Here is a 13,277-nt window from a genome sequence, read left to right on the forward strand (position 1 = left end):
GTTATAATATAACACTCGAAGCGAGCGATAGCGTCATGTTTCGTTGAATTTGAGCAGTCTTCCTGCATTCGCGATGACGATGAACGCGCCGAGGTTTTGCAGCATCGCGGCGGCGAGTGCGCCGTTGCCGGCCCATCCGCCGCCGAGCGCCATGCCGACCAGGGCCAGTGTCCAGGCCGCGCTGAGCCCCAGGTTGACCCGTAGCGTGCGCCGGGTGCGACGCGCCAGCCGCACCGCCGTGGCGATACGCGAGAAGTCGTCGCCCGCCAGCACGATATCCGCCGAGGCCAGGGCGATGTCGCTACCCTGCCCGCCCATCGCCATGCCGACCAGGCCTGCGCGCAGCGCCAGGGCATCGTTGATGCCGTCACCCACGACCAGCGGCTTGCCCCCTGCGGCGACCACCGATTGGACGAAGGCCAGCTTGTCTGGGGGCAGCGCCCCGGCGACGACATCCTCCAGGCCCGCGATGTCGGCGACCCGGGCGGCTTCCGACGGACGATCGCCGGTGAGCAAGGCTTGCCGGCGGATGCCCAGCCCGCGCAGCGCGAGCAAGGTATCGGCCACGCCCTCGCGCACTTCGTCGGCCAGGCACACCCAGCCCAGCAGACGACCCGCCTCGGCCACGGCCGCCACCGGCCCGTCATGATCCGGCGGTGCGGACACCGCGACGCCGTGCTGCCCGAGCAGGCTTTCGCGACCGAGGAACACGGGACCCGCCGGGCCCTGCGCGCGCATGCCGAAGCCGGCCTCCTCGCGGATATCGTCCAGCGCGGCCGGCGTGCCCGGCCATTGCGCGATGGCACGCCCGACCGGATGGGTGCTGGCCGCGCCCAGCGCCATGGCGACGGACGCCAGGCGCGCGCGATCGTCCTCGTGCGATGGCGCCAGCCGGACCACGCGCAGGCGCCCGGTAGTGACCGTGCCGGTCTTGTCGACCACCAGGGCGTCGGCTTCGGCCAGGCGTTCGAACACGATGCTGCTCTTGACCAGGATGCCGTGGCGCGCGGCCACGCTCACCGCGGCCAGCGCGGTGGATGGCGCGGCCAGCACCATGGCGGAGGGACACGCGGCCACCAGCAGCGCGAGCACGGCACCCATGCTCTGCGTGGTGAACCAGAGGATCAGGGCGACGAGCAGCACCAGCACGAGGTAGCGTCCCGCATAGCGTTCGAGCAGCCGGGTGATCGGCGGCTTGCTCCGCTCGGCGTCCTGCATCAGCGCCACCACGCGACCGAGCGCGGATTGCGAGCCGACGCGCGACACGCGCACGTGCAACAGGCCGTTGAGGCTGAGCGAACTACCCAGCACGGTGTCGCCCACCGCCACTTCCACGGGCAACGATTCGCCGGTGAGCGATGCGGTGTCCACGCTGGCCGTTCCCGTGACCACCACGCCATCGGCGGGTATGCGATCGCCGGGCCGCACCTCGATCACGTCGCCGGCCACCAGCCGCTCGGCAGGCACCGTGTCCACCTGGCCGTCGCGCACCATGCGCGCCGTGCTGGCCGTGAGGGCGGTCAGGGCCTCCACCGCTTCGCGCGTGCCCAGCAGCGAGCGGTCTTCCAGCATCTGCCCGACCAGCATGATGACCGGCAGCAGCGTGGCGGTGACGAAGTTGGCCGACACCAGGCAGGCCAGGATCGCCAGCGCCACCAGCTGGTCGACCACGCCATGCAGGTCGGGCTGATGCAGGCTGCGCAGGGCCGAGGCGAACGCGGGTCCCGCCACGAGCACGGCGGCGACGGCCTGGAGCAGGCCCACCTCGACCGTGCGCTCGGGAAACAACGCGGCCAGCACGAACGAAAAAGCGATGAGGCCCGCGGCCAGCAACACCGCGACGATGCGCAGGCGCCAGCGGCGACGTTCGCTGCCGGTCAGCAGCATCGCGCCCGGCGAGGCGACGGTGGCGGTAACGGTCATGGGCTGGCTCCGGAGATCAGGACATGCGTGTGATCGCCGGCAGGCACCGTATCGACCCGGCCGACGATGTCGAAGATCGACCTGACCCGCTCGCGATAGATCTGGTCGACCACGGTGCGCCGGTCCAGCGAGGGGTCGCGGCCCAGCGACAGCACCACGGCCGAACGTTCCTCGGCCTTGTGCACCGCCTCCTGCGCGCGGGCACGCGCCTCGTCGAGGGCACGCTCACGATTCTGCTCGGCCATCTGGCGGCGGTTCTCGGCAGTGGTCCGCGCATCGGCCAGCGAGCGCTCCACCTGCTGGGCGACGGTCAGCACGCTGTCGAACGATTCCTTGGCCCCGGCGGGGATCGACGGCACCACGTCGATGCGCGCCACGCGGATGCCCATGCCGCCGTGGGTATCGGCCGCGGCGGCAAGGCGCCGGTTGACCTCGCTCACCAGGTCGAGCGCGAAACGCTCACGCTGCGTGGCCAGCCGTGGCGTGCCCGCTGCCTCCGGCCGTGCCACCAGGATGCCGTCGAGGGAGCGGCTGGCGCACAGGTGCACGGCGGCGGCGATGAGCGCACGCCGCAGCAGCGGCTCGATATGGTCGCCCGCGGTCACGAAGGCCACCGGATCGTCGATCTGGTAGAACAGCATGGTGCGCAGGTGGACCAGGGCTCCATCGCCGGTCATGAAGAACCACGTGTTGTCGCGCGCGTTCGGCGAGGTGGCGGCACCCTGCCCCGGCACGTCCTGCATGCCTTCGTCCATGGGCGATCGCGCCTCGAGCACGTCGGGCGCGAACTGCACCTGGCGCCCCTGCGAAGGCAGCAGGATCACGGCGTCGATCGGCGCGGGCCAGGTCAGCAGCAGGCCGGGGCCCGCCGTGCGGACCACCTGGCCGAAGCGCATGACCACCGCGCGGCTGTCGGCCGGCACGCGCTGCACGCCGTGCAGCAACCAGGCGCCGGCCAGCAGGGCAACCAACGCGAAGAGCAACCGGAACGACCAGGTCAGCGTGTCGGCAAGGACGGGTGCACGCATGGGCATCATGGCTTCTTCGCGCCCTGCCCGGCCGCCGGACCGTCCACCAGCATGCGGAACGGCGCGGCATCCGTGCGCAGGATGATCCGGGTGCCCGGCCCGACCGCGGCATCCATGGTGTCGAACGATCGCAGCATCGTGTAGAGCTTCGGATCGGTGGTGTACGCCTTCTGGTAGATGGCGGTGGACTGCGTCTGCGCGTCCGCCTCGATACCCGCCGCCTCGGCCTTGGCCCCGGCCACGGCGATGCGCGCATCGCGCTCGGCTTCCGACACGATCTGCGCCGCCTGCCGCTGGCCCTCGGCGGAGCGCTGCGCGGCCGCTGTGTCGCGCTCGGATTTCATCCGGTCGATCGTCGCCTGCAAGGCTTCGCTGGAGAGCGTCAGGCGCTCGATACCCACCTGGCGAATATCCACGCCGTAGACACGCCGGGCCTGCTCGCCCACGCGCTCACGCAGCCGCGCCTCGAACGCATCGATGCGGATGTGTCCCGGATCGGTGTTGACCATCTGGGCCAGGTCGAAACTGCTGGCCGTCATTTCCAGCGACGACGCCATCAGGCTGCGCAGCTGCGACGCGGCCACGTCCGGATCGTTCTGCACGGCACGCAGGAACAGCTGCACGTCGTCGGCGCGATGCGGCACCGACCAGACCACGTAAGCCTGCACCAGGACACGCAGGCCGTCGCGCGTACCCACGTCCTGCAGGCCACTGGATGTGGTGCGCAGCCGAAGATCCACCAGCGTGGTCGCCTCCACTGGCGAAGGCCATTTGAAGGCCGCGCCCGGTGCCAGCAGGACGCGGTCCGGACGGCCGAACCGGGTGACCACCACGCCCTCGCCCGGGCTGACGATGACGATGCACGCGCAGACCGCGGCCAGCAGCACGATGGCCGCCGCCACGGACCAGCGAACGGTACGGGCGCGTGGCGACGAGGTGGCCGATGCTTCGGTAATGCTCACAAGGTGTCCCCTGGTCCGGCTGCGACGGGTCGAAGGTCGAGCGTGGCCTTCTCGCTGTCGAGGCGGTGATCGATGATGGTGAGGTGGGCACGGTTGAGCGCGTCGCCCACGTGCGTCAGCCAGGATTCGAAAACGAACACGTCCGGCCCCGCATGCAGGCTTCTTGTGCTGGCCTGGAAGGTGGCGAAGGTAGCCTGGGCGCCGCCGATCTTCTCGCTGGCCTCGGCGCGGGCCTGGTTGACGGTTCGTGATGCGTCCTGGGCGGCACTGCCGCGCAGGGCGAACGCGCGTGCCTCGCTCTGGAAACGCATCGCGTCGCTGCGGATGCCTGCCGCCTGCACGTTGTGGTATGCCGAGGCGGCACCGCTGGGCGGATGGATCGCCTCCACCACCACGTTGACCACCGCGATGCCCGCATGGAACGCGGCCACGCGCCGTTGCAGGTCGTCGCGAAAGCGCTCGATGAAACCGGCGCGGTTTTCGCCCAGCAGTTCGTCCAGCGTGGACGACGAGAAATGGGTCACCAACATCCGCCCCGCCTCGGCGCGGATGAGCGCGGCCGGATCGGTGGCGCCGTACACCGAGGCCATCGCGCCGTCGTCGTCGTCGGCCACGCGGAACACCACGCGCAGATCGACGTTGACCACCTGGAAGCCCTGCCGGTCACCGGAGCGGCTGGCGATGAGGTAGCTGGCCTCGCCCGGGTGCGAGCCATCCCACAGCCGGTCCGCCGTCGCGGCCGGAATCGCCTCCGCGCCCATCGCGCCCTCGGCATCGTCGGCACCCGCACTGGCCAGTTCGGCCATGAGGCGACCGCCCGGCTTGCCGGAAAACACGATCGGCAGCGGATGGATCACCCCGAACTCCACCGTGCGTGCGCGCCCCAGCGGCCACGGCAGGTGCACGTGCAGGCCCGGTCCGACGACGGCGACCGGCACGCCGAAGCGTTCGACGACCGCGCGCTGCGACACGCCCAGGACGGTCACGGCGCTGGACAGCCACGCCAGCAGCAGCACGAAGAGTCCGGTCGGCAACGCGGCGCGGGCGAGGAAGGCCAGTACCCAGCTGCGCGCGAGGTCGATCCCGTAGGCATCGCGCAACCAGCGCGCCGCATGGCCCGGACGCGGCCATGCCATGCGCAGCACGGAGGTCAGCCACGGGAGGGCCGGATTGCGCCGCGTGGACGTGGGACCCAGCGGCATGAACAGTTGCAGCGCCGCGCGCAGGATGGACTCGACCGCACAGGCGCCGATGACGCCACCGACGACGTAAAGCACGCCGTTGGCCCACAGGTAGCCCTGCGCGGCGAACAGGCTGGCGACGCCGCCCGCGGCCAGGGACAGCAGCGGCGCCCGCAGCAGATCGCCCACGCCCGGCCCGTCTCCAGGCGACCAGGTCGCCGCCAGCCTTTGCAGGAATACGGCGGGTAGCGTGGCCAGCAGCAGAACCACCGCGGTCCACAGGGGCGGCGGCGTATCCATCCAGCCTGGCACGCGGAGGAACCCGACGACGCCCAGCAGCACGACGAGGTTGCCCGCGACGGCCACGATCCCCGGCAACCAGTCGCCGGTCCAGTCGATGGCGTCGAACCGTGCCCGAAGCCGGCGTAAGGCAAGCGTGGCCTGTGCGAGCCAGGGCGACGACGGCAGCTTCGGGTAGGCCATGGCCCGGGCCGGGCCGACCCAACCGTCCGGCCGTGCACGCACGCGTGCTACCAGACCTTCGGCGAACCACCCCGTGGCGGCGGCCAGCAGGGACAGGCCGGCCAGGCGGAGCGCCAGTGCGTCGGCCGACAGGGCGACTAGAGAAAGGATGAAGGCAAGCGTGCCGGCCACCGGCATGATCCAGGGGACCGATGGCGACGGACGTCGGTCACCAGCGTGCGAATACGGGAGCATGTGCGACGCCTGCAAACGAAAAGGGCCGGACCCCACGAGGCGTCCGGCTGCGACGTTATGTTATAACGTCTATCGCAATCAAGCCCCAGGCGTCATTCCTCAGGAACTTGCGAAAGTGTGGGCGGCCTTCGGGCTTCGGGGCGCTACCACGTCCCTGGGAGAGCTTCGCCAAGGCGTTCAGCATCGCGCCGATGACGTGCCGGAGCGGAATTGAGTTTAACGGGCCGGGCGGTCACTATCCCCGGTATTCCCGTCAGGTTCCCTACGCGCCCGCCATGCCGCCCAAGAAAAGCACGCCGAAGAAGACCGCTCCAGCGAAGGCAAGACAGAAGATGCAGATGGCGGACATCGCCCGCCTGAGCGGCGTGTCCAAGTCCACCGTATCGCGCGCACTGGCCGGCAGCGCGCTCATCAGCGAGGAAACCCGGGAGCGCGTCCGCGAGGTCGCCTCCCGTTTCAAGTACACGATCAACCGGATGGCGGTGGAGTTGCGCTCCGGCACCAACCGCACCATCGCCGTCGTGGTGCCCTACGAGGACCACTGCCGCCAGACCTTCGCCGACCCCTTCTTCCACGCCATGATCGGCAGCCTGGCCGACGCGCTGACCGAGCGCGGGCTGGAAATGCTGCTCACGCGCGTTCCCGCCGACCACATCGATTCAATCGCCGCCATCGTCGACGGCGGCCGCGCCGCAGGCGTCATCCTCATCGGCCAGTGGCGCCAGCACGAGGCGCTGAACGAACTGGCCGCCCGGTCCGTACCGTTCGTGGTCTGGGGTGCCCACCTTCCCGGGCAGCAATACTGCAGCATCGGTGGCGACAACCGGCTGGGCGGCCGCCTTGCCGGCGAGCATCTGGTGGCGAAGGGCCGCACGCAGGCCATCTTCCTGGGTGACCGCGAGCTACCGGAAGTGGCCCTGCGCCTCAAGGGCTTCACCGAGGCCCTCAAGGCCGGCGGCGCATCCCTCGGCGCGCGCCGGATCAAGGCGACGTCGTTCCTGCCGGACTCGGGGCGCGAGGTCATGCAGGCGGTGATGAAAGAAGGCCATGCCATCGATGCCATCTTCGCCAGCAGCGACCTCCTGGCCATGACGGCCGTGGGCGTCCTGCACGAGCACGGCATCTCTGTACCTGGCGACGTATCCGTCATCGGCTACGACGACGTGGGCATCTCGGCGCACTTCAATCCGCCGCTGACCACGGTGCGACAGCCCATCCATGCCGGCGGCGTGGCGCTGGTCGATGCATTGACCCGGCTCATCGCCGGCGAAGCCGTGGCGGACGAGCCCATGCTGCCGACGGAACTGGTCGCGCGCGCCAGCAGTTGAAGCTGCCGCCGCGACCTCAGTAACCCTGGCCCGTCGCGGTCCTCGACTCGATCGCCACCGTGGGCGACCCGCCGGCCGATGACACCACCACCCGGTTGCGCCCGCCCCGCTTGGCCGCGTACAGGGCGCTATCGGCCGTCATGACCATGTCGTTCCAGGCCTCGCCCGGCTGCGCCACGTGCAGCCCCACGCTGACCGTGCAGGCCAGGCTGTCGCGCGCGTTGAGCAGGATGGGTTCGCCTTCCACCGCCTGGCGTAGTCGTTCGGCGACCAGTCCTGCCGCCCAATCGTCGGCATCCAGCAGCAACACCATGAATTCCTCGCCGCCCACGCGGCCCAACCGGTGCGGCGGCGGCACATGCAAGCGCAGCCGGTCGGCGATCGCGACCAGGGCCTCATCGCCGCCGACATGGCCCCAGCGATCGTTGATCCCCTTGAAATGGTCGACGTCGATCATCACCACCCCGATCCGCTGGCGCCGTCGTGACGCATCCACGGCGGCACGCTGGCCCAGCTCCCAGATGACCCGGCGATTGGACAACCCGGTCAGCGCATCCTGGCTGGCATACCGGACCAGTTCGGCATCGAACTGCCGGGTCAGCATCCACAGGAACCCCGGCGTGATGACCCAGGTCAGGAGCAGCCGGGTCAGCAGGCCGAAGTTCGCGGTGGGATCGACACCGATAACCATGTCGGCATGGGCCAGCCACCACAGGCAACGCGCCAGCAGCGCCAGCGCCCAGAGGAAATGGAACGCGGCGCCCACCCGTGCCGCGGCGCGACGGGATTCGTCACGGCATTGCCAGAGCATGACGCCGGCCGCCACGGTGAGCATGCCGCGCAGCGTGGTGCCGGCCGGGATCATGAACTGGTAAAGCTGGCCCACCACGCCCACGTAGATCACTTCGAGCAGCCCCATCACCGAGACCAGGACGATCAGCGGCCATATCCGGAACGGGCGATCGAGATACAGCCAGAACGAAACGAGCGAGAACGTCGTGCCCAGGTCGATCAGGAGGTTGCCCACCACGCTCGACCCGATCACGACGACACGGAATGCGGGCACGATCAACACGATGAAGCCCGCGGCTATGCCGGCATGACTGGCCGCCATCCACAGCATGCCCTGGATGTAGCGACGCTTGCGCAGCGCGACGTGCAGGGCCGCGAACATGATGGCGGACAGCGTCGAGAACAACGCATTGATGATGAGCAAGGTGCCGGCATGCGCCTGCGCCGCGAGCCATTCCACGTAGATCACCAACCCTGACGAGTGACGGGCGTTCGCCCGGCGCGAAGTATAGAGCGAGCCCTTCTTACCAAGGCTACACCCCGTGTATCGGCCGCCGTACCCGTTTCTGGATGGTTTTCGTCATCAGGTGATGTAGAAGCGCCGCCGGAAGGCGTACATGTCCCTGAAGGTGCAGAACTCCGGTGCGCCCAGGTTCCATACCGGCACCTTGCTTGCCAGGTCCGCATGCCAGCGCCGGCGGGCCGCCTCGAACGCCTTGCGCTCGTCGGCGGTCAGGTCCGCCACCAGGTAGCCGAGCGATATGTGGAAGGTAAAGCTGTCGTGGTCGGGCGCGCGGATGCCGGTGACCTCCGACAACCGGTCGCGTAGCCGGCGCAGCTTCGCCTCCTCCGCCCCATCCACGGGCACCATCTCGATGCGCAGGCCCTCGGTGGGCCCGGCCCGCTGCGTGTCCACCCGCATCCGCAGCGGCAAGGCGCAGCCCAGGTCGAACAGCGCAAGCTTGCCGGCCAGCGCCGCGTCGCACTGCGCCATGGTGGCGTCGGTCGGCACGTCCTGGGGCCAGACCCCGGCCGTGCGGTGTTCGTCGTCCGCGCAGCCCAGCACGGTCATGTGGTAGCTCGACGGCGGCAGGACCGCCACCTTTTCCATGAAGGCCTGGGCGGGAAACTCGCGGTAGATATCCAGCAACGCGTCGAACGCGGCAAAGCCGGCATCCTGCTGCGGTACATGGCAGATCACGGTATTGCCGGCGAAGGCATGCACCTGGCGGTTGGCCAGGAACTTGTGGCCCACCGTGCGCGGCGTGGCCACCACGGGCGCCATCGGCGCCAGCAACGACAACCCGGCCAGGGCCGAGCCGCCGAGGGCTATCCAGTTCCGGCGCGCCGCATCCGGCAGGTCGTCTCCCGTCGTTGGGGTATCAGCCTGCATGGGCCGCGCCCTCCAGGCCATCGCGGTAGCGCAGCACGGCCTCGGGCTCGTCGGTCTGGATGATGCTGACGCCTTCGCGGAACAGGCGCCCCCACACGGCATCCGGATTCGCCAGGGCATCGGCGTCGCCACCGTAGCCGGCCACGAAGCCCTGCCACAGCGTGTTGACGAACAACCGCACGTGCAGGCGGCGCGCGGCGACCACCACGGGTGCGAGCTGCGCGGCCTGCATGCGCGGCAGCTCGAACGCCACCGGTCGTGCGCCGCCCTCGCCCTGCTTCGTCGCGATCGCGGCCAGGTCGGCGTCGCCGTGGGCATTCATGAGGATGGGCATGAAGTTGACGTGGTCAAACGGCGACATCGCCGCCAACGGGCTGCTGTCCACGCCCACTTCCGTCTTCACCACCACCTGCCGCTCCATGCCCGCGCGGCGCACCGCGTCCACCGTCTCGACGTAGACGGCCGCCTTCACGTCGAGGTTGAGCATGATGCGCCCCTTCGCCGCGGCCAGTATCTGCGCCAGCGACAACGGATGCAGGTCGGTCAGGGCCATGCCCGGCTGGCCTTCGTCGTCCTTCAGGCGCAGCTGCGAGAGGTCGGCCCAGGTGAGGTCGGCCACCTTGCCGTGGCCGTCCGTCGTCCGGTCCACTGTATCGTCGTGGAACATCACCAGGGTGCCGTCGGCCGCCTTGCGCACGTCCGTTTCCATCATGTCCGCACCGATGGCAATGCAGCGCTGCAACCCGGCCAGCGAGTTCTCGGGCGCATGGCCGGCAAGCCCATGACCGGGCGCGGGGTTATGGCAACCCCGGTGGGCCACGACAATGAGCCCACCGTCCGGGCGCGCCAGCCGCGCCTGGGTCGCCTGCATGGACGTGGGGGCGGCCTGCAGCGGCAGGGCCATCGCCAACAGGGCGATGCCCAGGGCCGGAAACGTGGGATGCATGGGTATCTTTCCTCGGGATCAGAGCTTGGGCGTGTAACGCACGCCGAACCAGTATGTCGTGGGGACCGAGTAGCTGTCTTTCAGCAGGTTTTCGCGGGGGCCGACGAAGCTGGTGATGCGGGTATGGGTCACGTTGCTCACCTGCGCCAGGACGCTCAGCGACGGGGTGATCGCATAGGTGGCCGACACGTCCAGCTGCGAACGCGGTGCCCAGTACAGGTCCTGCCAGGCGATGTTGCTGACCACCGAGCGCAGCGCCTTGCCCTGCCGGTTGAAGGCCGCGCGCAGTTCCAGGCCGTCATGGGTGTAGAACACCGACGCGTTGGCCGTGTAGTTGGGTTGCCCGACGAGGCGGTCGATATGCCGGCTCTGCTGCGCGATGGTCGTCGTGCCGGTGCTGTAGGGCACCTCAAGGCCACCGTCCAGCATGGCGACGTTGCCGCTGACGCCGAACGACGACAGCCACGGCACGATTGGTTCGAGCGAGTTGAGCACACCGGACAGTTCCAGCCCGCGGATGTGCGCCTTCGACGCATTGGACGGCGTGCTGATGAACACGTTGTTGTACGTGGTGCCGTTGTACGCGAACGTGCCCAGGCTGGACAGCGTGAAGATCTCGTTCTGGATGCGCTTGTTGAACACCGCCGCCGACAGCATGCCGTCGTAGTCGCCGGGAAGCTGCCAGTCCAGCGCCAGGTCGAGGTTGGTCGACACGCGCGGCTTGATCTGCGGATTGCCGATGGTGACCGTGACGCCCTGGGCATTCGGGTTGCCGACATCGCCCGTGTTGACGAAACCGATCGAGGTGCGCGCTGCGTACGCGTCGTACGGCGGCCGACCGAGCGTGCGGCTGGCCGCCGCGCGCAGGTCCAGGTTGTCGTTGATGTGGTAGGTCATGATCGCGGACGGCAGCAGGTAGCTGTACCGCGAGTGGGTCGGTGCATCCACGTAGCCGTACAGGCCCGTGCTCGGATCGAGCTGGCGCTCACGACCCACCGTGGACTGGCGCGTGCCGTCGTAGTGCAGGCCGGCCAGGATATCCAGGTTGTCCGAGCGATAGCCCACGTCACCGTAGGCACCGAAGATCTTCTCCTGGTGGGAGAAGTTGTCCTGGTTGCTGAAGGACGACTGGTCGGTCGCGTTGAAGGCGCTGAGCGGCACCGCACGCAACGCGGCGTTGGCCTTCTTCGGATCGATCGTGATCAGGTTGAGACCGAGGTAACGCATGGGTGCGTTCGACGGTGCCAATACATCGGCGATGTTCAGCGCGGGCGCCGTGGCGTTCGGCTGGAACTCGTCGCGGTACACGCTGTAACCCGGCTTGTCCGTCGTATACGACACGCCGGCGCCGAAACCGAAGCCGCGATCGGATTCGTCGCGGTTGAACGCATAGTCCAGCCGCCCGGTCAGGATCTTGTCCTCCGCGGTGCGCTTGTAGTCGGGGCGCCAGTACAGCAGGCTGTAGTTGCCGTAGTTGTAGTACGACTGCGGCGACACCGGGAACCGCTGGTTGAACTGCGAGGTGTCGTAGGTGAAGCCATAGGCCGACGTCGGGTTGACGGTCACGCCGGGGCCGGTGGTGCCGGTCGGTACCGCGGCGGGGCGCACCGCCCCGGTGATGTACTTGTACATCTGGATCGGCTCGTCATAGGTGGCATCCGACCACGACGCCTTGGCGCTTAGCACCTGGCGATCGTCCACATGCCAGTCCAGGCCGGTCTGGAAGAGCTTCGTGCGCGAGGTGATTACCTGGTTGGAATAGCCCACCTCGACATCGCCCACCGGATAGGTGCCGGAGGTCGGGGTCTGGTTCGCCACGACATTGCGGTTGCGCGGGTCGATGATGACTTCGTTGCGCTGCATATCGTCCTTGAACGAGTAGTAGCCGGCGGTCGCGTAGCCCTGCACGTCGTCGCTGAATTTCGCCTCGAACTTGCCGGTGAGGCCGTAACGGTCACGCTTGTCGTCGACGTACCAGTACTTGTCCTGCTGCGGCACCGCGTAGCCGTTGCCGAGCGCGGCGCCCGACTGCAGGAGGCCGTTGTTGCCGTAGAAGCTCTCCTGGATCGTGTCGGTGGTCATGTGCGTTTCGGTGTAGCTGCTCAGCGTCTGGTAGTTACCCGACAGCGTCACGCCATACTGGTGCTCGTCGCCGAACGTCGTGCTGCCCGTGGCGTTGAAGCGATAGCCCGGATCGTCCTGATTGCCGGGACGGCCGTTCTCACTCGCGTGCCCCGCCGAGGTCTCCATCGTGAAGAAGGGCTTGCCACCGTTCTCGAACGCGCTGCGCGTCTTGAGGTTGATGGCCCCGCCGGTGGCATTGGGATCCAACTCGGGAGTGAAGGTCTTTACCACCTGCAGCTCGCTGACCATCGAGGATGGCAGGATGTCCAGCCGCACGCCGCGCGTGATCGAGCCGAGGTTACCGTTGGGCGTTCCCGGTGACGCGATGGTCAGACCGTCGATGGTCACGTTGTTGTACGAAGGGCCCAGGCCCCGGATAACCGGCGTAGCCGCTTCGTCACGCGGGTGCTCGTTGTCCGTCGCCGGCAGAACCGAGATACCCGGCACGCGACGCAGCGCCTCGACGATGGTGGCATCGGGCAAGGCCCGCACGTCCGTCGCGCTGACCACATCGGAGATATTGGTGCTGGCACGCTTGCTGTCGATGGCCGCATCATTGGCGCGCCGGATACCGGTCACCACCATGCCGTCGAGCTTCTGCGCATCCCCCGCCTGCGCCTTGTCGTCAGCCGGTGCCGGCGTAGGCGGCACCTCAACGGGCGGCACGGAAGCGGACTGCGCAGCGATGCCCTGGCACCACGCCGCAACGAGGCACGCCAGCATGGTTTTGCGGAGGATACGAGTGTCGTTCACGGTGAAGCCCCTGGAATGGAATGTATTGCAACCGATTGCATCAAGGCTAACCAGGGGATGTTGCGGAATTATTTCCTTGGGCTTGGGGGGCTAGGGACGTATGTCGCGCACGTGCGTGCGCTCGTACGCC

General features: G+C 68.5%; 9 protein-coding genes. 1 reads left to right on the forward strand and 8 read right to left on the reverse strand.

Annotated features, from left to right (window positions below):
• Positions 1-33 precede the first annotated feature (33 nt).
• From FA89_RS15005 to hflK, 4 genes are read right to left on the reverse strand one after another with little or no spacing between them, the layout of a single operon-like run.
• Complete coding sequence (locus FA89_RS15005) at positions 34-1,923, reverse strand: heavy metal translocating P-type ATPase (RefSeq protein WP_036141727.1); 1,890 nt, start codon at positions 1,921-1,923, stop codon at positions 34-36.
• Complete coding sequence (locus FA89_RS15010) at positions 1,920-2,951, reverse strand: SPFH domain-containing protein (RefSeq protein ID WP_185754395.1); 1,032 nt, start codon at positions 2,949-2,951, stop codon at positions 1,920-1,922. Before FA89_RS15010 ends, FA89_RS15005 begins: the two co-directional genes overlap by 4 nt.
• Positions 2,952-2,956: 5 nt before the next feature.
• Entirely contained in the window at positions 2,957-3,913 is a 957-nt protein-coding gene (locus FA89_RS15015) for an SPFH domain-containing protein (RefSeq protein ID WP_221174315.1), read from the reverse strand.
• Positions 3,910-5,811 (reverse strand): protease modulator HflK, encoded by a 1,902-nt coding sequence (gene hflK, locus FA89_RS15020; protein ID WP_185754396.1) that lies wholly within the window; start codon positions 5,809-5,811, stop codon positions 3,910-3,912. The genes FA89_RS15015 and hflK overlap by 4 nt, the downstream gene beginning before the upstream one ends.
• A gap of 275 nt (positions 5,812-6,086) precedes the next feature.
• Here hflK and FA89_RS15025 point away from each other — a divergent pair, with 275 nt between their 5' ends.
• A complete protein-coding gene (locus tag FA89_RS15025) occupies positions 6,087-7,139 on the forward strand; it encodes a LacI family DNA-binding transcriptional regulator (protein ID WP_036141736.1) in 1,053 nt (350 codons plus the stop codon).
• A 16-nt stretch (positions 7,140-7,155) separates the two neighbouring features.
• Here the strand turns inward: FA89_RS15025 and FA89_RS15030 are convergent, their stop codons facing one another.
• The 4 genes from FA89_RS15030 to FA89_RS15045 all read right to left on the reverse strand — a co-directional run bounded on the left by FA89_RS15030 (position 7,156) and on the right by FA89_RS15045 (position 13,117).
• Complete coding sequence (locus FA89_RS15030; protein WP_240003912.1) at positions 7,156-8,391, reverse strand: GGDEF domain-containing protein; 1,236 nt, start codon at positions 8,389-8,391, stop codon at positions 7,156-7,158.
• Positions 8,392-8,514: 123 nt separating this feature from the next.
• Positions 8,515-9,324 carry a DUF1868 domain-containing protein gene (locus FA89_RS15035; protein WP_051938836.1) on the reverse strand — a complete coding sequence of 270 codons (810 nt, stop codon included), beginning with the start codon at positions 9,322-9,324 and terminating at the stop codon, positions 8,515-8,517.
• Positions 9,314-10,270, reverse strand: coding sequence for a glycerophosphodiester phosphodiesterase family protein (locus FA89_RS15040; protein ID WP_036141739.1), 957 nt, complete (start codon positions 10,268-10,270; stop codon positions 9,314-9,316). The genes FA89_RS15035 and FA89_RS15040 overlap by 11 nt, the downstream gene beginning before the upstream one ends.
• A gap of 18 nt (positions 10,271-10,288) precedes the next feature.
• On the reverse strand, positions 10,289-13,117 hold the full coding sequence (locus FA89_RS15045; protein WP_036141742.1) for a TonB-dependent receptor: 2,829 nt from the start codon (positions 13,115-13,117) through the stop codon (positions 10,289-10,291).
• Positions 13,118-13,277: the final 160 nt, after the last annotated feature.

This window comes from Luteibacter sp. 9135, from assembly GCF_000745005.1.
Lineage (GTDB): Bacteria > Pseudomonadota > Gammaproteobacteria > Xanthomonadales > Rhodanobacteraceae > Luteibacter.